We start from the raw sequence: 21,553 nt of genomic DNA on the forward strand, positions 1-21,553 counted from the left end.
TGGGGAGACCGTGGTTTTCTCGATAGCGATAATAAATTGATCTTTGTGGTCAAGTTTTTAAGGGCACACGGTGGATGCCTTGGCATCAGGAGCCGAAGAAGGACGTAGGAATCTGCGATAAGCCTGGGGGAGTTGATAACCGAACTTTGATCCCAGGATGTCCGAATGGGGAAACCCCGCCCGGCGCGCGAGTGACCGGGTGACCCGCATCTGAACACATAGGGTGCGTGGAGGGAACGTGGGGAAGTGAAACATCTCAGTACCCACAGGAAGAGAAAACAACAGTGATTCCGTTAGTAGTGGCGAGCGAACGCGGAAGAGGCTAAACCAGTGGTGTGTGATAGCCGGCGGGCGTTGCATCACTGGGGTTGCGGGACTTTCCGTACCGATTCTGCCGGATCGGTGAAGTGAGTGCAGATGTATAGGTGAACCGGTTTGAAAGCCGGGCCGTAGAGGGTGTTAGCCCCGTAACCGGAATGCATGCTGCCGCTTGGAGAGGATCCCAAGTAGCACGGGGCCCGAGAAATCCCGTGCGAATCTGCCAGGACCACCTGGTAAGCCTAAATACTCCCTGATGACCGATAGCGGACAAGTACCGTGAGGGAAAGGTGAAAAGTACCCCGGGAGGGGAGTGAAATAGTACCTGAAACCGTGTGCCTACAAACCGTTGGAGCAGCTCTGATTGCTGTGACAGCGTGCCTTTTGAAGAATGAGCCTGCGAGTTAGTGTTACGTCGCGAGGTTAACCCGTGAGGGGAAGCCGTAGCGAAAGCGAGTCTGAATAGGGCGATGCAGTGGCGTGATCTAGACCCGAAGCGGAGTGATCTACCCATGGCCAGGTTGAAGCGACGGTAAGACGTCGTGGAGGACCGAACCCACTTCAGTTGAAAATGGAGGGGATGAGCTGTGGGTAGGGGTGAAAGGCCAATCAAACTCCGTGATAGCTGGTTCTCCCCGAAATGCATTTAGGTGCAGCGTTGCGTGTTTCTTACCGGAGGTAGAGCTACTGGATGGCTAATGGGCCCTACAAGGTTACTGACGTCAGCCAAACTCCGAATGCCGGTAAGTGAGAGCGCAGCAGTGAGACTGTGGGGGATAAGCTTCATAGTCGAGAGGGAAACAGCCCAGACCACCAACTAAGGCCCCTAAGCGTGTGCTAAGTGGGAAAGGATGTGGAGTTGCCCAGACAACCAGGAGGTTGGCTTAGAAGCAGCCACCCTTGAAAGAGTGCGTAATAGCTCACTGGTCAAGTGATTCCGCGCCGACAATGTAGCGGGGCTCAAGTACACCGCCGAAGTTGTGGATTTCAGATATAGATAAGCCTTCGTGGTTCAGTCGTCTGGAGTGGTAGGGGAGCGTCGTGTGGGCAGTGAAGCTGCGGTGTAAACCAGTGGTGGAGCCTACACGAGTGAGAATGCAGGCATGAGTAGCGAAAGACGGGTGAGAAACCCGTCCGCCGAATGATCAAGGGTTCCAGGGTCAAGCTAATCTGCCCTGGGTAAGTCGGGACCTAAGGCGAGGCCGACAGGCGTAGTCGATGGACAACGGGTTGATATTCCCGTACCGGCGAAGAACCGCCCATACCAAGCAGGGGACACTAACCGTCCGGAGCCTGCCCGATCACCCTTGTGGTGTGAGGGTTTTGGCCGAGCACGGGACCTGATCCTGGGAGGTAAGCGTATTAACAGGTGTGACGCAGGAAGGTAGCCGGGCCAGGCGATGGTAGACCTGGTCTAAGGATGTAGGGTCCGTGATAGGTAAATCCGTCACGGTGTCTTTGATGACGCACCTGAGATCCGACGGGACCCCCTCACGGGGGGATCCGGTGATCCTATGCTGCCTAGAAAAGCATCGGCGCGAGGTTCCAGCCGCCCGTACCCCAAACCGACACAGGTGATCAGGTAGAGAATACTAAGGCGATCGAGAGAATTATGGTTAAGGAACTCGGCAAAATGCCCCCGTAACTTCGGGAGAAGGGGGGCCCCAACCTTGATGGACACTTGCTGTCCGGAGGGGATCGGGGCCGCAGAGACCAGGGGGAAGCGACTGTTTACTAAAAACACAGGTCCGTGCGAAGTCGCAAGACGATGTATACGGACTGACTCCTGCCCGGTGCTGGAAGGTTAAGAGGACCGGTTAGCCCTTACGGGCGAAGCTGGGAATTTAAGCCCCAGTAAACGGCGGTGGTAACTATAACCATCCTAAGGTAGCGAAATTCCTTGTCGGGTAAGTTCCGACCTGCACGAATGGAGTAACGACTTCCCCGCTGTCTCAACCATAAACTCGGCGAAATTGCAGTACGAGTAAAGATGCTCGTTACGCGCAGCAGGACGGAAAGACCCCGAGACCTTTACTATAGTTTGGTATTGGTGTTCGGTGTGGCTTGTGTAGGATAGGTGGGAGACTGTGAGACCCGGACGCCAGTTCGGGTGGAGTCATCGTTGAAATACCACTCTGGTCATACTGGATATCTAACTTCGGCCCGTAATCCGGGTCAGGGACAGTGCCTGATGGGTAGTTTAACTGGGGCGGTTGCCTCCTAAAGAGTAACGGAGGCGCCCAAAGGTTCCCTCAGCCTGGTTGGCAATCAGGTGTCGAGTGTAAGTGCACAAGGGAGCTTGACTGTGAGAGAGACATCTCGAGCAGGGACGAAAGTCGGGACTAGTGATCCGGCGGTACATTGTGGAATGGCCGTCGCTCAACGGATAAAAGGTACCTCGGGGATAACAGGCTGATCTTGCCCAAGAGTCCATATCGACGGCATGGTTTGGCACCTCGATGTCGGCTCGTCGCATCCTGGGGCTGGAGTAGGTCCCAAGGGTTGGGCTGTTCGCCCATTAAAGCGGTACGCGAGCTGGGTTTAGAACGTCGTGAGACAGTTCGGTCCCTATCCGCTGCGCGCGCAGGAAATTTGAGAAGGGCTGTCCTTAGTACGAGAGGACCGGGACGGACGAACCTCTGGTGTGTCAGTTGTACTGCCAAGTGCACCGCTGATTAGCTACGTTCGGATGGGATAACCGCTGAAAGCATCTAAGCGGGAAGCCCGCTTCGAGATGAGATTTCCATACACCTTGTGTGTGAGAGGCCCCCAGCCAGACCACTGGGTTGATAGGCCGGATGTGGAAGCGGGGACTAAAGACCCGTGAAGCTGACCGGTACTAATAGGCCGATAACTTACACCACACCAGCACCTGGACGGACACGACTTCAAACGGTCCGTCAAAGTATAGAGGGTGTTGTAGATCATGCTGCTTGCGTCCACTATGTGGTTCCCGGACAACAACCGTTGGTTGCTGTGCCTGGAACACCGAACCATTGCCCCTTGTCCAGGGGCGGGTTCACATTTTTACCGCACTGCCCGGCACCCCTCATTGGGTGGTTCCGGGGGAGTGTTGTAACCATTGTTTTCCCCTCCCGCCTTTGGTGGGTGCGGGTAGAAGGGTTACGGCGGTCATAGCGTGGGGGAAACGCCCGGTCCCATTCCGAACCCGGAAGCTAAGACCCACAGCGCCGATGGTACTGCATCCGGGAGGATGTGGGAGAGTAGGTCACCGCCGGACAATATTTGAAGAGGTTGAGCCCGTACCAGTGTTGGTACGGGCTCTCCTTGTTTAACCCCCCGGTTGCGTCCGGGGAGGTCGAACGCGGCGGGGCCGGCGTCGACGAGCTGCGTGGCCTGAGCCCGCAGAATCACCTCGAACTGCGCCGCCGCGGGGCTTGTCTGTGAGTGAGCCGTACCGCAGTGCGTCGCCCCCGCCACGTTGCCGGTATCGCTGCAACAGCCCCTTTTCGGCTTTATGCATCACCTGAATACCGTCCCACCCTTACAAATTGCGGCCTTCGGGATATACCGTCGCGACTTCGGGGCCGAACGTCTGCAGCTGTCAACCTGGTGGGTAGTGCGGCGGCCCCTCTCGGTAAGTCCAGGAGAGAAGGCGGGACCTTATGAGTCTGAGCGCAGCACTCGCACAGTATGGGGGGCGTCGGGGGAGGCTAAGAAGCCAACGTAGGTATTTGAGGAATGTGTTTGGCCTGGTTGGCGCATTGCTGGCCGCGTTGGTAGTGACGGCGTTGCCGGCGCAGGCCGTATTCTCCGGCCCAGAGCCGGGAGACACAGTTCCCGCGGCCGAGGTCGAAATCACCATGACCGGCACCGGGGTGGGGACCGCTGCAACGGGAGGGATACCACCCGCAGGGGAGACGTTTGATATCAGCGCCTACCCCCCGGACGTGCCGCCAACTTACGAAGAAGATAATCCGTCCTTTGCCGGCACCATCCTCACCGCAGACGAGGAGGGGAACACGCAGGAAATGTACTGCATCGACATCCGTACCTCCACCTACTCCGGGTTGGGATACGAGAGCGGTACATGGAGCGAAGCCAACGTCCCCAATGTCGGTTACGTGAACCGGGTCCTGAACAGCTACTACCCGGACCAGCCCGGCCTTCCTGCAGAAGCCGCGGATGACGCCACCCGTGCCGCAGCGGTCCAGGCAGCAATCTGGTTCTTCAGCGACGGCTTTGTCCTGCAGGACACAGATCCCCTCCGCGCGCTGACTCAGGGGATCATCGATGCTGTTCTTGCCGCCGGGCCACTCACTGAACCGCCCCCGCCGGACGTCAGCATTGATCCACCGGTAGCCGCCGGGCCCGTGGACGGCGTGACCGGTCCCTTTACCGTCACCGCTGGAGGCGGGGCGGGCCTGACAGTGGAGGCACCTGCTGGTTTTGCCCTGTTTACGGACCCCGCAGGGACCGTTCCGCTCGTGAACCCGGTTCCATCCGGTACCCAGGTCTGGGTGCGCAGTACGGCGCAGACACCTGATCCGGCTGTCATCACGGCCAGCGCCGTAGTACCCGTAGAGACAGGCATCGTCTACCTCTACGCAGGAAACAACCCCGACGTGACGGTGGCGCAAAAGCTGATCCTGGCCGCAAACGCCGAGATCGAATCCAACGCCCAGGCAACCGCGGAGTTCTTCGTCGCGGGAGACCTGACGGTGAATAAAACCTTTGCCGGAGAGGCAGTCGGCAGTCAGGGCGCTATCATCCTTACAGTGGACTGCGGTCCTGTAGGGACTTTCGTCTTCGAAATCCCGGCCGGGGCAACAACGCCGGTCACCGAAACGGTTACCGACCTTCCGGTTGGAACGGTCTGTCTGGTGACGGAAGAGGTTACCGGTTCCACCACGGCGGTGACGGTTACGCCTACGTTCTCAGATCCGGTGACGATCACCGAGGGGGAGAATGTCCTCGCCGTGACCAACACGATGGAATTCAACCCCGGGAGCCTGGTTGTGGCGAAAACCATCAGCGGCTCCGGAGCCGGCCTGCAGGAAGAAGTCGTGCTTCACATCCAGTGCGGTGACGGACTGATCGACGAGATCTTCGTTATCCCCGAGGGGACTTCGGCGGATACCTTTACCCAGCGCTACGACGGCATCCCGGCGGGAACGGTGTGCCGGGTTACGGAGCCGGCATCCGGCGCCAACGAGGATGTCACCGTGGAATCGTCTGGTGCGGCGGAGGCAACCATCCTGCCCGGACAGTCCCAAACCGTCGGGGTGGTCAATGAGTACGCACCGGTGCCGGTTACCGAACGACTCCCGCGCACCGGAGCCGACGGCGCCGCCGCTATGGCGGCAACGGCCGGAACCGCCATGCTCACCGGATTCCTATTGATCCTAGGGTCCTGGTCCTACCGGCGGCCCCGCAGCTGAGCGGACAGAAGCACGTATGAGCGGTTGGAACCGGTGCCCGTATGGGGCCGGTTCCAACCGCCGGGGCCGATTTGCGGCGGAGGCCAATTCTGTGTAAAGTTTTCTAAGTCGCCGCGGCCGGGACGCTGGAAAAGCGCCCGAGCATGGCGGCCAAACCCCAACAAAAAACAGAGTCCAACCAGTGCGCGCCCTTTGCAGGGCCGGTGGGAAAGACTCCGATGGATGCTGGGTCCGGAACGGCGGAAAACGCTTTTCACGGGGTCCCGACAAGGGAAACCGCGAATTGCAAATAACGCCGGAATGGAATAAGATATAAAACATTGCAGCGAAGAAGAAAAGGAAAACATTGTTTTCCCGAGTATTTTCGGATTGCGTCTGTTGTTTGAGAACTCAATAGTGTGCCAAGTTTATTGATACCAATTTATTTTGATTGGTTGAACAGGCCGTTCCGCCCACCCCGTGGGTAAGGGACGGTTTTTTTAGCCGGTTTCGAATTTAGTGCAGTGCCTGCAGCCAATTTTCCTTGGCTTCGGTGCTGTGTCTGTAACACATTTACGGAGAGTTTGATCCTGGCTCAGGATGAACGCTGGCGGCGTGCTTAACACATGCAAGTCGAACGATGACTTCTGTGCTTGCACAGAATGATTAGTGGCGAACGGGTGAGTAACACGTGAGTAACCTGCCCCTGACTTCGGGATAAGCCTGGGAAACCGGGTCTAATACCGGATACAACGGACCACCGCATGGCGGTCCGTGGAAAGCTTTATGCGGTTTTGGATGGACTCGCGGCCTATCAGCTTGTTGGTTGGGGTAATGGCCCACCAAGGCGACGACGGGTAGCCGGCCTGAGAGGGTGACCGGCCACACTGGGACTGAGACACGGCCCAGACTCCTACGGGAGGCAGCAGTGGGGAATATTGCACAATGGGCGGAAGCCTGATGCAGCGACGCCGCGTGAGGGACGAATGCCTTCGGGTTGTAAACCTCTTTCAGCAGGGAAGAAGCGAAAGTGACGGTACCTGCAGAAGAAGCGCCGGCTAACTACGTGCCAGCAGCCGCGGTAATACGTAGGGCGCAAGCGTTATCCGGAATTATTGGGCGTAAAGAGCTCGTAGGCGGTTTGTCGCGTCTGCTGTGAAAGCCCGGGGCTCAACCCCGGGTCTGCAGTGGGTACGGGCAGACTAGAGTGATGTAGGGGAGACTGGAATTCCTGGTGTAGCGGTGAAATGCGCAGATATCAGGAGGAACACCGATGGCGAAGGCAGGTCTCTGGGCATTAACTGACGCTGAGGAGCGAAAGCATGGGGAGCGAACAGGATTAGATACCCTGGTAGTCCATGCCGTAAACGTTGGGCACTAGGTGTGGGGGACATTCCACGTTTTCCACGCCGTAGCTAACGCATTAAGTGCCCCGCCTGGGGAGTACGGCCGCAAGGCTAAAACTCAAAGGAATTGACGGGGGCCCGCACAAGCGGCGGAGCATGCGGATTAATTCGATGCAACGCGAAGAACCTTACCAAGGCTTGACATGAACCGGAAAGGCCTGGAAACAGGTCCCCCACTTGTGGCCGGTTTACAGGTGGTGCATGGTTGTCGTCAGCTCGTGTCGTGAGATGTTGGGTTAAGTCCCGCAACGAGCGCAACCCTCGTTCTATGTTGCCAGCGCGTTATGGCGGGGACTCATAGGAGACTGCCGGGGTCAACTCGGAGGAAGGTGGGGACGACGTCAAATCATCATGCCCCTTATGTCTTGGGCTTCACGCATGCTACAATGGCCGGTACAAAGGGTTGCGATACTGTGAGGTGGAGCTAATCCCAAAAAGCCGGTCTCAGTTCGGATTGAGGTCTGCAACTCGACCTCATGAAGTTGGAGTCGCTAGTAATCGCAGATCAGCAACGCTGCGGTGAATACGTTCCCGGGCCTTGTACACACCGCCCGTCAAGTCACGAAAGTTGGTAACACCCGAAGCCGGTGGCCTAACCCCTTGTGGGAGGGAGCCGTCGAAGGTGGGACCGGCGATTGGGACTAAGTCGTAACAAGGTAGCCGTACCGGAAGGTGCGGCTGGATCACCTCCTTTCTAAGGAGCACCTCGAAGACCATGTCCGTCCACAGTGTCGGATGTGTGCTTTGCAGGAGATGCCCATATCGGAGACATCTGTTCTCCGGTGGGTGCTCAAGGGTGGAATATCAATGGATAGGCGCCGGCATGCCGGCTGCAAGGGATCAGTACGTTCCCTCCTTCGGGAGGGTTCCTGGAACATCCCGTGCAGTCCTGGTAGGTCCGGTTCGTCGTTTGGCACACTGTTGGGTCCTGAAGCAACAGGCACCCCGGTTCTTCCTGTCCCGTTTGCGCGGGGCCGGAGGGTACGGGTTGTTTGGTTTGTTTCTGTTTGTTCCTGCGCAGGCCGGAACCGTACACGGGTGGTCTTCCCTTCGGGGCGGGCTGCGGGTGCGGGGAGGGGTGTGACGGGGTTGTTGTTTGAGAACTACATAGTGGACGCGAGCATCTTAAAATATTAAGTGCAATTTCAGAAAAACCTGGTGGATCCGGGTGCCCCGTCAAAAGGGTGCCTGGGGAGACCGTGGTTTTCTCGATAGCGATAATAAATTGATCTTTGTGGTCAAGTTTTTAAGGGCACACGGTGGATGCCTTGGCATCAGGAGCCGAAGAAGGACGTAGGAATCTGCGATAAGCCTGGGGGAGTTGATAACCGAACTTTGATCCCAGGATGTCCGAATGGGGAAACCCCGCCCGGCGCGCGAGTGACCGGGTGACCCGCATCTGAACACATAGGGTGCGTGGAGGGAACGTGGGGAAGTGAAACATCTCAGTACCCACAGGAAGAGAAAACAACAGTGATTCCGTTAGTAGTGGCGAGCGAACGCGGAAGAGGCTAAACCAGTGGTGTGTGATAGCCGGCGGGCGTTGCATCACTGGGGTTGCGGGACTTTCCGTACCGATTCTGCCGGATCGGTGAAGTGAGTGCAGATGTATAGGTGAACCGGTTTGAAAGCCGGGCCGTAGAGGGTGTTAGCCCCGTAACCGGAATGCATGCTGCCGCTTGGAGAGGATCCCAAGTAGCACGGGGCCCGAGAAATCCCGTGCGAATCTGCCAGGACCACCTGGTAAGCCTAAATACTCCCTGATGACCGATAGCGGACAAGTACCGTGAGGGAAAGGTGAAAAGTACCCCGGGAGGGGAGTGAAATAGTACCTGAAACCGTGTGCCTACAAACCGTTGGAGCAGCTCTGATTGCTGTGACAGCGTGCCTTTTGAAGAATGAGCCTGCGAGTTAGTGTTACGTCGCGAGGTTAACCCGTGAGGGGAAGCCGTAGCGAAAGCGAGTCTGAATAGGGCGATGCAGTGGCGTGATCTAGACCCGAAGCGGAGTGATCTACCCATGGCCAGGTTGAAGCGACGGTAAGACGTCGTGGAGGACCGAACCCACTTCAGTTGAAAATGGAGGGGATGAGCTGTGGGTAGGGGTGAAAGGCCAATCAAACTCCGTGATAGCTGGTTCTCCCCGAAATGCATTTAGGTGCAGCGTTGCGTGTTTCTTACCGGAGGTAGAGCTACTGGATGGCTAATGGGCCCTACAAGGTTACTGACGTCAGCCAAACTCCGAATGCCGGTAAGTGAGAGCGCAGCAGTGAGACTGTGGGGGATAAGCTTCATAGTCGAGAGGGAAACAGCCCAGACCACCAACTAAGGCCCCTAAGCGTGTGCTAAGTGGGAAAGGATGTGGAGTTGCCCAGACAACCAGGAGGTTGGCTTAGAAGCAGCCACCCTTGAAAGAGTGCGTAATAGCTCACTGGTCAAGTGATTCCGCGCCGACAATGTAGCGGGGCTCAAGTACACCGCCGAAGTTGTGGATTTCAGATATAGATAAGCCTTCGTGGTTCAGTCGTCTGGAGTGGTAGGGGAGCGTCGTGTGGGCAGTGAAGCTGCGGTGTAAACCAGTGGTGGAGCCTACACGAGTGAGAATGCAGGCATGAGTAGCGAAAGACGGGTGAGAAACCCGTCCGCCGAATGATCAAGGGTTCCAGGGTCAAGCTAATCTGCCCTGGGTAAGTCGGGACCTAAGGCGAGGCCGACAGGCGTAGTCGATGGACAACGGGTTGATATTCCCGTACCGGCGAAGAACCGCCCATACCAAGCAGGGGACACTAACCGTCCGGAGCCTGCCCGATCACCCTTGTGGTGTGAGGGTTTTGGCCGAGCACGGGACCTGATCCTGGGAGGTAAGCGTATTAACAGGTGTGACGCAGGAAGGTAGCCGGGCCAGGCGATGGTAGACCTGGTCTAAGGATGTAGGGTCCGTGATAGGTAAATCCGTCACGGTGTCTTTGATGACGCACCTGAGATCCGACGGGACCCCCTCACGGGGGGATCCGGTGATCCTATGCTGCCTAGAAAAGCATCGGCGCGAGGTTCCAGCCGCCCGTACCCCAAACCGACACAGGTGATCAGGTAGAGAATACTAAGGCGATCGAGAGAATTATGGTTAAGGAACTCGGCAAAATGCCCCCGTAACTTCGGGAGAAGGGGGGCCCCAACCTTGATGGACACTTGCTGTCCGGAGGGGATCGGGGCCGCAGAGACCAGGGGGAAGCGACTGTTTACTAAAAACACAGGTCCGTGCGAAGTCGCAAGACGATGTATACGGACTGACTCCTGCCCGGTGCTGGAAGGTTAAGAGGACCGGTTAGCCCTTACGGGCGAAGCTGGGAATTTAAGCCCCAGTAAACGGCGGTGGTAACTATAACCATCCTAAGGTAGCGAAATTCCTTGTCGGGTAAGTTCCGACCTGCACGAATGGAGTAACGACTTCCCCGCTGTCTCAACCATAAACTCGGCGAAATTGCAGTACGAGTAAAGATGCTCGTTACGCGCAGCAGGACGGAAAGACCCCGAGACCTTTACTATAGTTTGGTATTGGTGTTCGGTGTGGCTTGTGTAGGATAGGTGGGAGACTGTGAGACCCGGACGCCAGTTCGGGTGGAGTCATCGTTGAAATACCACTCTGGTCATACTGGATATCTAACTTCGGCCCGTAATCCGGGTCAGGGACAGTGCCTGATGGGTAGTTTAACTGGGGCGGTTGCCTCCTAAAGAGTAACGGAGGCGCCCAAAGGTTCCCTCAGCCTGGTTGGCAATCAGGTGTCGAGTGTAAGTGCACAAGGGAGCTTGACTGTGAGAGAGACATCTCGAGCAGGGACGAAAGTCGGGACTAGTGATCCGGCGGTACATTGTGGAATGGCCGTCGCTCAACGGATAAAAGGTACCTCGGGGATAACAGGCTGATCTTGCCCAAGAGTCCATATCGACGGCATGGTTTGGCACCTCGATGTCGGCTCGTCGCATCCTGGGGCTGGAGTAGGTCCCAAGGGTTGGGCTGTTCGCCCATTAAAGCGGTACGCGAGCTGGGTTTAGAACGTCGTGAGACAGTTCGGTCCCTATCCGCTGCGCGCGCAGGAAATTTGAGAAGGGCTGTCCTTAGTACGAGAGGACCGGGACGGACGAACCTCTGGTGTGTCAGTTGTACTGCCAAGTGCACCGCTGATTAGCTACGTTCGGATGGGATAACCGCTGAAAGCATCTAAGCGGGAAGCCCGCTTCGAGATGAGATTTCCATACACCTTGTGTGTGAGAGGCCCCCAGCCAGACCACTGGGTTGATAGGCCGGATGTGGAAGCGGGGACTAAAGACCCGTGAAGCTGACCGGTACTAATAGGCCGATAACTTACACCACACCAGCACCTGGACGGACACGACTTCAAACGGTCCGTCAAAGTATAGAGGGTGTTGTAGATCATGCTGCTTGCGTCCACTATGTGGTTCCCGGACAACAACCGTTGGTTGCTGTGCCTGGAACACCGAACCATTGCCCCTTGTCCAGGGGCGGGTTCACATTTTTACCGCACTGCCCGGTACCCCTTTTTTTGGGTGGTTCCGGGGGAGTGTTGTAACCATTGTTTTCCCCTCCCGCCTTTGGTGGGTGCGGGTAGAAGGGTTACGGCGGTCATAGCGTGGGGGAAACGCCCGGTCCCATTCCGAACCCGGAAGCTAAGACCCACAGCGCCGATGGTACTGCATCCGGGAGGATGTGGGAGAGTAGGTCACCGCCGGACAATATTTGAAGAGGTTGAGCCCGTACCAGTGTTGGTACGGGCTCTCCTTGTTTAAGCGCCGCCGTACGTTGTGGCTGCCGGCCGCTCAGCAGCAGGCCGGGCCCCCGGTAGGCTGGAAAGCATGAGCCCATCCCTGTTTTCCCACGCCCCCGACCCGGATCCGAAGGACGCGGAGCAAGGCACGTCCGTTCCGGACGTAGTGGCGGTGCGGCAGATCCCCCGAGACGCAGAAGAAGCGTTCAACGGCTTCACCGATTACCTGCACCTATGGTGGCCGGAGGACCTTACGGACTTCGGTGAAGGTACACACGCTGAGTTTGAGGGCGGCGTCCTCACCGAGACAGGACCCGACGGTGAAACCGCGGTCTGGGCCACAGTACGCACCCGGGAACCGGACACGTTGCTGGAACTGGACTGGGTGGCTGGCCGGAATCCGCGGATCCCTACGGATATACGCGTCGACTTTTCCCCGGCTGATGACGGTTCCACGCTGGTGACACTCCGTCACTCAGGCCTTAACCGGCTACCCGACGCGGCTCAGGAATATGAGCGGCTGCAAAGGGAATGGCCCCAGATCCTGGACCGCTACGCTCGCTTTATGGGGGCGCGGTAGTCTGCTGGCATGTCTCTGGATGCCTTGCACGACCTCACCCTTACGGGCCCCAACCTGCTGGTCGAGACAGCGCCGGAGGTATTAGCTGCCTATGCCACCGACCAGGGGCCGGTACTGGCCTATATAGAGCCGTTGGCCGTCGTCTGGCCCACCAGCGTGGCGGACGTGCAGCTGGTGCTGCGCTGGGCCTCTGCAACGGGCACCGCCGTGGTACCCCGCGGCGCCGGTACAGGAGTCTCGGGCGGGGCCCACGCTACGGGCGGATGCATCATCCTCTGCCTGGACCGAATGAACCGCATTCTGGAGATCAATGCGCAGGATGAAGTGGCCGTCGTCGAGCCCGGCATGATCAACGCGGACCTGAACGCAGCGGCGGCGGCCCACGGGTTGATGTACGCGCCGGATCCCGCCAGCTACCTGACCTCAACGATCGGCGGGAATGTGGCCACTAACGCCGGCGGTCTCCGCTGCGCCAAGTACGGGGTTACCCGTGACTCCGTCCTGGCACTCGACGTCGTTTTGGCCGATGGCACCCTCATCAGCACTGGTCGGCGCACCTTCAAGGGAGTAGCCGGCTACGACCTCACCAGCCTCTTCACCGGGTCGGAAGGCACGCTGGGCATCATCGTCGGCATCACCGTACGGCTGAGGTACCTTCCGGTGGAGATCCGAACCATTGCGGCCTTCTTCCCTGATTTTCCGACGGCGGCCGCGGGCGTGCTGGCCGTGGGTGCCGCCCGCGTACAGCCGGCCATTATGGAGCTGCTGGACGGTGCCACCCTGACCGCCCTGGACGAAGCCCACGGCAGCGACCTTCGTGCCCGTGGTGACGCGCTGCTACTGATCCAGACGGATGGTTTCGGTGCCGGAGCCGAGGCCGACGTCGTACGCAGCGTGCTCAGTGAACTGGGTGGAACGGTGAGTACGGAAGGGGCGGCCGAGGCCGAACGGCTGGTTGAACTGCGCCGGCACAGCCGCGGAGACGCGGTGCCGGACCAGCTGCGCGTGGGGGAGGATGTCGCCGTCCCCCGCTCCGCGCTGGTGCGGTATGTCGCGGAGCTGGAACGGATGGCGAGGCAGTACCGGGTCAACCTCAAGGTGGTGGCCCATGCCGGCGACGGCAACCTGCACCCTACCTTTTGGGTGCAGGCTGCCGACAACGGCGGACGCGAACGGTTGGACGCCGCACTGGACGAGTCCATCGCCGTTGCGCTGACAATGGGCGGAACCATTACCGGCGAACACGGAGTGGGCCAGTTCAAGCTGCACTGGCTGCCGCAGGAGCAGCGGGCCGAGGTGCTCGAGCTGCAGCGCAGGGTGAAAGCCGTGTTCGATCCAGCGGGCATCCTCAACCCCGGGAAGGCCATTCCCGGGGATCCGCACTAGTCCAGGCGCATCCAGACGGTGCGGTTGGGTCGGAGCCGGTCACCCTCGAGAGCATCAGCAGCGCTGCCCACCAGCAACGGCAGATCGGGCAGCTGAACCGGTGCACCCCCCATGTTCATGGCCACCAGCACGCCCTCATTAACAAAGGCAACCAGCCCGTCGTCGTCGTGCTCCGGCCACCACGCCAGTGAACCGTTGCCCAGATCAAGCTCGCGGCGCAGATCAAGAGCGCGGCGGTAGAGGTTCAGGGTCGAGTCGGGGTTGCGCTGCTCGATATCCCGGGAATACCGGCCCCAAATCGGCGGCTGCGGCAGCCAGCTCTCACCCGTAGAACTGAAACCGTAACTGGGCAGGTTCGCCTTCCAGGGCAGGGGCACCCGGTTTCCGTCCCTGCCCACCCGGACACCTGCGGTGCGGTGGAAGGTGGGATCCTGGCGGAACTCGTCCGGAAGCATTGTGTGGTCCGGCAGGCCCAACTCCTCGCCTTGGTAGAGGTAGACGCCGCCGGGCAGGGCCAGCATCAGCAAGGTGGCGGCGCGGGCACGGGCGAGGCCGAGCTCAAGGTTGGGCTGTTCGTCCCGCGGTCCGAGGCCGTCCCCGGAGCGTGGACCGGCTCCGGTCAGGCCGAAGCGGCTGGTGTGCCGGACAACGTCGTGGTTGGACAGCACCCAGGTGGTGGGTGCCCCGACGCGGTCGAAGGCGCGCAGGGAGGACTCGATGACGTGCCGCAGGGCCGGGGCATGCCAGGGGTGGTGCAGGTAGGCGAAGTTGAACGTCTGGTGCATTTCGTCGGACCGGACCCAGTCGCTCAGCCGCTCGATCGGGTCGATGGTCGCTTCGGCGCAGAGCACCCGGTCCCCGTCGTAGGAGTCCAGGATTTTCCGCCAGGACCGGAAGATGTCGTGGATGCCGGGCTGGCCGAACATGGGAGCCGCGGAGCCGGGGAATCCTTCGGAGGAGGATCCGTCCGCGCGTCCGCCCCAGTCGGGGAGCCCGGATTTCTTGATCAATGCGTGGGCGACGTCCACGCGGAACCCGCCGACGCCGCGGTCCAGCCAGAACCGCAGGATCTTTTCGAATTCGGCGTGCACGGCAGGGCTGTCCCAGTTGAAGTCCGGCTGGGAGGTGTCGAAGAGGTGCAGATACCACTGTCCGGGGGTGCCGTCGGGTTCGGTGGTGCGGGTCCAGGCGGGGCCGCCGAAGTGGGACTGCCAGTTGTTGGGCGGATTCTCCCCGTGGTCTCCGGCGCCGTCGCGGAAGATGAACAGCTCCCGTTCCGGGGAACCGGCGGGGGAGGCCAGGGCTTTGCGGAACAGGGGGTGCTGGTCAGAGCAGTGGTTGGGGACCAGATCCACGATGACGCGGATGTTGTGCCGGGAGGCTTCGGCGACTAGGGCGTCGAAGTCCTCCAGGGTGCCGAAGAGGGGATCCACTGAGCAGTAGTCGGCGACGTCGTAGCCGGCGTCTTTCTGCGGGGAGCGGTAGAACGGGGAGAGCCAGATGGCGTCGATGTCGAGTTCGGCCAGGGCGGGGATCTCGGCGGTGATGCCGGGCAGGTCCCCGACTCCGTCTCCGCGCAGGTCGCGGAACGAACGCGGGTAGATCTGGTAGATCACCGAGGACCGCCACCACTCACGGCCGGCGGACGGCTCATGCACGGGGACCAACCTCGTCAGGCTGGAAGCGGTAGTCAGTTGTTCAACCATTCAGGGCGTCATCCTTCGCGCAGAGTTCTTAGACTTACAGTTCCATTTAACGACGTCGGCTTCTGCTAGGTTGGCGGTGGCCGCGCAGATCACATGAGATTCTCGTCACGCCCCCACGGGAAGAGGGAACGTTCCGGGGGAACGGATGGTACGGCTCGGCTTGGATGTATAGGATTGCCGTAGGTCACACCGACTTCGCGTAGTTGAATGGGCACGAATGGACACCCAATCGACTCCGCCAACCACTTCATCTTCAGGGGGAATACCGCGTGTCAGAGAACCGACCAGAATGGCAGACCGGCGGCGACCCGGCAGCCACAAACGATAGTACATCGGACAGCGGACAGTACGGCGCGCCCCCGTCGGCGCCGTCCGCCTACCCAGGGTCCCCGCAGAACGAAACGGGAAATACTGCCTATCCGTCCTACGGCCAGCAGCCTGAAGCGCCGTCTTACGGACAGCAGCCTGTGTACCCGGGTGCCGGCCAGCAGCCGGCCTACCCGGGTGCCGGCCAGCAGCCGGCCTACCCGGGTTCCGGCCAGGAAGCTTCGGCCTACGGCCAGCAGCCTGGTTACCCGGCCTACGGACAGGACGCCTACGCCCAGCCGCGGCCGAACCCCGGACAGGCCATGGGCATCGCCGGCCTCATCACGTCCTTCTTCTTCTCCATCGTGGGCCTGGTGCTGAGCATTGTGGGCCTGAACCAGTCACGCAAGGCGGGCATGAGCAACGTCCCCGCTGTGATCGGCATTATCGTCGGCGGATTGGGGACCCTCTTCGGGATCCTCTTCTTTATTCTCATCATGATTGGGATCGCGGCCGACAGCGGCTCCAGCTACTGACCGCAACCACGGCACGTCCGGAGGAGCCCCGACCCTAGGTCGGGGCTCCTCCTGCGTCCAGGATCTCCATGGTCCGGGTATCGGTGCTAAGCAGGATCGCAGCTTCGTCACGCCGGTGGCGGAGGATGGTATCCATGTACGACTGCACCGCCTCGGCCATGGGCACGTTGCGGTTGGCTTTTTCAGACATGTACCAGCGGTGCTCCAGGACCTCGTGCACCACCTCGGCAGCCTCGAGCTTGCTGCCCAGATCCCGCGGCACGGCTTTGACTATCGGTTCGAAGACCTGCGTGACCCACAGATGTGCGCTGAGCTCTTCGTCGAGTTCCGGGTGGTTGGTCGCCCGGTAGGAGTCCAGGTCATTAAGCAGCCGGCGGGCCTGGTTCTCCTGGGCATCGATGCCGGTCAGGCGCAGCAGTCGGCGTTGGTGATGGCCGGCGTCGACCACCTTGGGCTGCAACTGGACCTGCGTCCCGTCGGGGGTGGTGCTGATGCTGAGCTCGTCGACGTCGAACCCCAGGTCATTCAGGCGCCGGATGCGCGCATCGACACGCCAGCGATCGGCCATCCCGAAGGATTCCCGCTCGGTCAGTTCGGCCCAGAGACCGCGGTAGCTGTCCATGATCCGTTCGCTGGTGGCCAGCGGATCCACGGACTCCTCGACCAGGCCGCCCTCGGCCAGGTCCATCAGTTCTCCGGCAATGTTCACCCGGGCGATTTCCAGGTCGTATTCGCGCTGGCCGTTGGACAACTCCGGGTAAAGCTCTCCGGTTTCCGCATCCACCAGGTAGGCGGCAAAGGCGCCGGCGTCGCGGCGGAAGAGTGTGTTGGACAGGGAGACATCGCCCCAGTAAAAACCGGCCAGATGCAGGCGGACCAACAAGAGCGCCTGGGCATCGATCAGCCGCGTCAACGTGACTTCGCGCAGGGTCTGGGAGAAGACGGCACGGTAGGGAAGCGAGAAGCGCAGGTGCCGGGTGACCAGTACCGGCTGCAGCTCTTCACCCGCCGGATCCATGCGTCCGGTGATGACCGCCACCGGAGCCACCGCGGGGACATTCAGGCGACGAAGCTTGCGCAGCATGTGGTATTCCTGCCGCGCCACGTGTTCGCTGGTTTCCTTGATGGCAATGAGCGAATCGCCCAGCCGGGCGAAGCGGACAACGTGACGGGAAATTCCGCGGGGGAGTGCGGCCAGGTTCTCCTTGGGCCATTCCTCCAGCGGAATGTGCCACGGCAGGTCCAGCAGGGCCGGGTCCATGGACGCGGCCGTGATGTTCAGCGACCCGAGTGTGTTGATGCGGTTGGTCGAGGAGCGTGTGGTGCGGGGCAGTTTGCCGGTCTGCTCCCAGTCCGTGGGTTCGTTCTGCCAGTTCGCAGGTACGGAGTCTGTCATCGGCGAAAGCCCTTACGTCTCAAGCATGAATTAACGAAAAAGCGGTGGCTCCCCACCCCAAGAGTTTAGTTGAGCAGGGGAGCCACCGCATGTCGTTCCGGCCGGGTTACGCCTGTTCCGCCAGCCGTTCCCCGTTGGAGGTATCGAACAGGTGTACGTGGCCCTTCTGCGGGCGGACGTGGAGAGTGTCGCCCTTCATCGGAGGACGCCGGCCGTCAACGCGGACCACCATGTCATGGTCCTTGCCGTCGATGGTGCTGTGGCCGTAAACGTACGCATCGGCTCCCAGTTCCTCGACCACGTCCACTTCCACGCGCAGGCCCTCGCCCTCCGGCACGGTTTCCATGTCTTCGGGGCGGACACCCAGCGTGACGGTGTTGCCTGCGGCAGCGCCCAGCACCGAGCTCTCCACCGGGTACACGGCCCCGCCGAACGCTACGCCTCCGTCCACCACCGGAAGCTCGAGCAGGTTCATCGCAGGGGAGCCAATGAATCCGGCCACGAAAACGTTCCGCGGGTGGTCGTAGAGGTTGCGCGGGGTGTCGACCTGCTGCAGGACGCCGTCCTTGAGCACTGCCACGCGGTCGCCCATGGTCATGGCTTCCACCTGGTCATGGGTGACGTACACCGTGGTGACTCCGAGCCGCCGGGTCAGGGAAGCAATCTGGGTGCGGGTCTGCACACGCAGCTTGGCATCCAGGTTGGAGAGCGGTTCGTCCATCAGGAAGACCTGCGGGTTACGCACAATCGCGCGGCCCATGGCAACGCGCTGGCGCTGACCGCCGGAGAGCGCCTTCGGCTTGCGGTCCAGATAGTCTTCGAGGTCCAGCAGCTTCGCGGCCTCGCGGACGCGTTCCATGCGCTCTTCCTTGCTGATGCCGGCGATCTTCAGGGCAAAGCCCATGTTGTCCGCGACGGACATGTGCGGGTACAGCGCGTAGTTCTGGAAAACCATGGCGATGTCGCGGTCCTTGGGCGGAACATCGGTGACGTCACGGTCGCCGATGAGGATCCGCCCGGAGTTGACGTCTTCAAGCCCTGCGAGCATCCGCAGCGACGTGGATTTTCCGCAGCCCGAGGGGCCGACGAGAACCAGGAATTCGCCGTCGGCGATTTCGAGGCTGAGGTTGTCTACTGCGGGGCGTTCCGTCCCCGGGTAGACGCGTGTTGCCTGGTCAAACGTTACCGTTGCCATGGTGTTTCCCTTCACGGGCAGGTACGTGCCCGACGATCCGTTGTGAATGGAGAGCTATGTAATTGAGTTGATAACCGCTGTGTTGATTACTGCCGGAAGGTCTTCTGCGACTGTGACGCGGCTCACGGGGACAGTATTACACACGTTGTCCAGCTGCGAAGGTCTGGCCGCTGCAGGGAGTTATTCAGCGACGGCGGCGGCGCGCAGCCGTGCAAGTTCTGCGAGTACCGCAGTGAATGCCTCGGGGGAAGCGACCCGGTATGCGGCAGCCGTGCTTCCGTCGCCAACCTTGATCCCGACGTCGCCGGGCTGCAAAGCCGCGAAGCCGCGCTCATCGGTGACGTCGTCGCCGGCGAACAGCACCGCCGTCGCGCCGGTCAGTTGGCGCAGGGCGCGGATGCCTTCGCCCTTGTTGGTGTGGACCACGGAGGCCTCCAGGACGGACTTGCCGTCGGTGACCTGAACGCCCTCAAGCAGGCCGAGTTCCCTCCGCGCTTCCTCAGTGGCGGCGGCAGCGGCAGCCGGTTCGGAGACGCTGCGGGTGTGGAGGACGACGCCGGCCGGCTTGTGTTCCAGCCGGCAGCCGGGGTGCCGGGCGACCACGGATTCCACCGCTGTGCGGGCGCGGGCCAGCAGCTGGGCCTGCTCGGCGGTCAGCTGCAGCGGTTCCTGGTTGGGGCCGGTCCAGGTCTCGGCGCCGTGGCTGCCGATCAGCAGGGTTTCGGGATCCGGGGAGGCAACGGTGCGCAGGCTGTCCAGTGCGCGCCCGGAAATGAACGCGGTGACTGTGTTCGGAAGGGAAGCGAGGGCCCGGACAGCGGCCGCCGATCCGTCCAGCGGGCGGGCATCCTCGGCAAGCTCCACCAACGGGGCGAGCACGCCGTCGAAGTCCAGCGCCACCAGGAGTTTCCCGGTGCCGGCCACGGACTCCAGCGCCGCCTGCAGCTCGGTGTCCAGTGCACTCATGACTGCTCCCGGTCCTGGGTCTGCTGCCGGTCCTCGGTTTGTTCCCGGGCCTGGTCCTGTTCGAGTGCCTCCAGGAAGTTCTGGGACCACCGCTCGACGTCGTTCTGCAGCACCTGCCGGCGCATCAGGCGCATGCGGCGGCTGGCTTCCCTGGCCGGCATGTTTACCGCGGTGAGGATGGCGGCCTTCAGCCCGTCGATGTCGTGCGGGTTGACCAGCACGGCCTGGCGCAGCTGGTCCGCGGCGCCGGTGAACTCGGAGAGGACCAGGGTACCGGTGTTGCCGGTGCGGGCGGCGACGTATTCCTTCGCGACCAGGTTCATGCCGTCGCGCAGAGCGGTGACGAGCATAACGTCGGCCGCTAGGTAGAGCGCCACCATTTCCTCCACCGGATAGCTGTGGTGCAGGTAGCGCAGTGCGGTGTTGGAGATGGTGTCGAAGCTGCCGCTGATCCGGCCGACGGTGCCTTCCACTTCTTCGCGCAGCAGCCGGTACTGTTCCACGCGCTCGCGGGAGGGGCTGGCCACCTGGATCATGGCGGCGTTTTCCACTGTGATCCGGCCGTCTTCGAGGAGTTCGCCGTAGGCCTTGAGCCGGTGGCTGATGCCCTTGGTGTAGTCCAGCCGGTCAACGCCCAGCAGCACCGTGTCCGGGTTGCCCAGTTCGCGGCGGATCTGCTTGGAGCGCTCAATGACGTCTTCGCGCTGTGCCAGCTCGGCGATCTGGCCGGCATCGATGGAGATGGGGAATGCCTCGGCGCGGGAAACGTAGGACAGTCCGTCTTCCGTGGTGACGTTCACCTGCTGCTGGCGGATGGTGTAGCCGGCGAAGCGGCGCACGCAGCGCAGGAAGTTGCTGGCATCGGAGGGGCGCTGGAAGCCGATCAGATCGGCGCCGAGCAGGCCCTCGATGATGTTCCGGCGCCAGGGCAGCTGGGCGAAGATTTCCAGCGGCGGGAAGGGAATGTGGTTGAAGAAACCGATCTTCAGGTCGGGCCGGGCCTGGCGCAGCAGCTGCGGGACCAGCTGCAGCTGGTAGTCCTGGACCCAGACCGTGGCGCCCTTCGAGGCCACGGAAGCGGCGGCGTCGGCAAACCGGCGGTTCACGGTGCGGTAGGCATCCCACCAGGTGCGGTGGAACTCCGGGGCGGCAATCACGTCGTGATAGAGCGGCCACAGCGTCGCGTTGGAGAAGCCCTCGTAATACAGTTCCACTTCGTCGGTGCTCAGCGGCACCGGTTTCAGGTACATATTGTCGTGGTCGAAGGGTTCCACTTCTTCGTCCGGAGATCCGGGCCAGCCTACCCACGCGCCGTCGGCCTTTGCCATCACGGGAGCCAGGGCCGTGACCAGCCCGCCGGGCGAGCGCCGCCAGGTTTCGCCGTCCGGTCCACTAACGCGGTCAACCGGAAGCCGGTTGGACACGACGATAAAATCGAAGTCGCCGTAGCTGTCCGGAGCGTCTTCCTTGGAACTCGGATCCGCGTCAGCGTTCACGAATGGCACCCCTTTTTAGATTGGTCGTATATTGCCACTCTAGCGAAGCGGGGAAACTTTGTACCGCCCGCGGGCGTTGGTCGAAGGGTGGCGGGCGC

At 61.0% G+C, this 21,553-nt stretch carries 9 protein-coding genes and 5 rRNA genes; 9 read left to right on the top strand and 5 right to left on the bottom strand.

Going from position 1 to position 21,553, the window contains the following annotated elements; genetic code table 11:
• The first annotated feature begins 47 nt into the window (after nt 1-47).
• From N2K98_RS02360 to N2K98_RS02395, 8 genes are all read left to right on the top strand, one after another.
• Nucleotides 48-3,182: ribosomal RNA gene (locus tag N2K98_RS02360) — 23S ribosomal RNA — on the top strand.
• Nucleotides 3,183-3,442: 260 nt separating this feature from the next.
• Nucleotides 3,443-3,559: ribosomal RNA gene (gene rrf, locus N2K98_RS02365) — 5S ribosomal RNA — on the top strand.
• A gap of 463 nt (nt 3,560-4,022) precedes the next feature.
• Nucleotides 4,023-5,720: a thioester domain-containing protein gene (locus N2K98_RS02370; protein WP_255866646.1), complete on the top strand. Its 1,698-nt coding sequence runs from the start codon at nt 4,023-4,025 to the stop codon at nt 5,718-5,720.
• Nucleotides 5,721-6,271: 551 nt separating this feature from the next.
• Nucleotides 6,272-7,799, top strand: a 16S ribosomal RNA gene (locus tag N2K98_RS02375).
• A 542-nt stretch (nt 7,800-8,341) separates the two neighbouring features.
• Nucleotides 8,342-11,476: ribosomal RNA gene (locus tag N2K98_RS02380) — 23S ribosomal RNA — on the top strand.
• Nucleotides 11,477-11,738: 262 nt separating this feature from the next.
• Nucleotides 11,739-11,855: ribosomal RNA gene (gene rrf, locus N2K98_RS02385) — 5S ribosomal RNA — on the top strand.
• The 16S, 23S and 5S rRNA genes sit together here, the layout of an rRNA operon.
• 121 nt (nt 11,856-11,976) lie before the next feature.
• Complete coding sequence (locus tag N2K98_RS02390) at nt 11,977-12,468, top strand: SRPBCC family protein (RefSeq protein ID WP_255798179.1); 492 nt, start codon at nt 11,977-11,979, stop codon at nt 12,466-12,468.
• 9 nt (nt 12,469-12,477) lie between these two features.
• The gene (locus tag N2K98_RS02395; protein WP_255865875.1) at nt 12,478-13,854 is read left to right on the top strand and encodes an FAD-binding oxidoreductase; all 1,377 of its coding nucleotides are present in this window, start codon (nt 12,478-12,480) and stop codon (nt 13,852-13,854) included.
• Here the strand turns inward: N2K98_RS02395 and N2K98_RS02400 are convergent.
• Nucleotides 13,851-15,560: a glycoside hydrolase family 13 protein gene (locus tag N2K98_RS02400; protein WP_255865876.1), complete on the bottom strand. Its 1,710-nt coding sequence runs from the start codon at nt 15,558-15,560 to the stop codon at nt 13,851-13,853. The genes N2K98_RS02395 and N2K98_RS02400 overlap by 4 nt on opposite strands.
• Before the next feature lie 467 nt (nt 15,561-16,027).
• On the opposite strand from N2K98_RS02400, the gene N2K98_RS02405 reads away from it, so the two are divergent.
• A complete protein-coding gene (locus N2K98_RS02405) occupies nt 16,028-16,402 on the top strand; it encodes a DUF4190 domain-containing protein (protein WP_260553903.1) in 375 nt (124 codons plus the stop codon).
• Between the two features lie 34 nt (nt 16,403-16,436).
• On the opposite strand, the gene N2K98_RS02410 is transcribed toward N2K98_RS02405, so the two are convergent.
• From N2K98_RS02410 to N2K98_RS02425, 4 genes are all read right to left on the bottom strand, one after another.
• Nucleotides 16,437-17,798 (bottom strand): DUF4032 domain-containing protein, encoded by a 1,362-nt coding sequence (locus N2K98_RS02410; RefSeq protein WP_255798183.1) that lies wholly within the window; start codon nt 17,796-17,798, stop codon nt 16,437-16,439.
• 106 nt (nt 17,799-17,904) lie between these two features.
• Entirely contained in the window at nt 17,905-18,993 is a 1,089-nt protein-coding gene (locus N2K98_RS02415; protein ID WP_255798184.1) for an ABC transporter ATP-binding protein, read from the bottom strand.
• A gap of 180 nt (nt 18,994-19,173) precedes the next feature.
• Complete coding sequence (otsB, locus tag N2K98_RS02420; protein WP_255865878.1) at nt 19,174-19,959, bottom strand: trehalose-phosphatase; 786 nt, start codon at nt 19,957-19,959, stop codon at nt 19,174-19,176.
• The gene (locus N2K98_RS02425; protein ID WP_255798186.1) at nt 19,956-21,455 is read right to left on the bottom strand and encodes an alpha,alpha-trehalose-phosphate synthase (UDP-forming); all 1,500 of its coding nucleotides are present in this window, start codon (nt 21,453-21,455) and stop codon (nt 19,956-19,958) included. Before N2K98_RS02425 ends, otsB begins: the two co-directional genes overlap by 4 nt.
• Between the last annotated feature and the right edge of the window lie 98 nt (nt 21,456-21,553).

This window comes from Arthrobacter jinronghuae, assembly GCF_025244825.1.
GTDB lineage: Bacteria > Actinomycetota > Actinomycetes > Actinomycetales > Micrococcaceae > Arthrobacter_B > Arthrobacter_B jinronghuae.

What these genes read in the sequence shown, in the direction of transcription:
- N2K98_RS02400 (WP_255865876.1), bottom strand. Translation starts at nt 15,560, where the DNA reads ATGGTTGAACAACTGACTACCGCTTCCAGCCTGACGAGGTTGGTCCCC.
- N2K98_RS02410 (WP_255798183.1), bottom strand. Translation starts at nt 17,798, where the DNA reads ATGACAGACTCCGTACCTGCGAACTGGCAGAACGAACCCACGGACTGG.
- otsB (WP_255865878.1), bottom strand. Translation starts at nt 19,959, where the DNA reads ATGAGTGCACTGGACACCGAGCTGCAGGCGGCGCTGGAGTCCGTGGCC.
- N2K98_RS02390 (WP_255798179.1), top strand. Translation starts at nt 11,977, where the DNA reads ATGAGCCCATCCCTGTTTTCCCACGCCCCCGACCCGGATCCGAAGGAC.
- N2K98_RS02415 (WP_255798184.1), bottom strand. Translation starts at nt 18,993, where the DNA reads ATGGCAACGGTAACGTTTGACCAGGCAACACGCGTCTACCCGGGGACG.
- N2K98_RS02395 (WP_255865875.1), top strand. Translation starts at nt 12,478, where the DNA reads ATGTCTCTGGATGCCTTGCACGACCTCACCCTTACGGGCCCCAACCTG.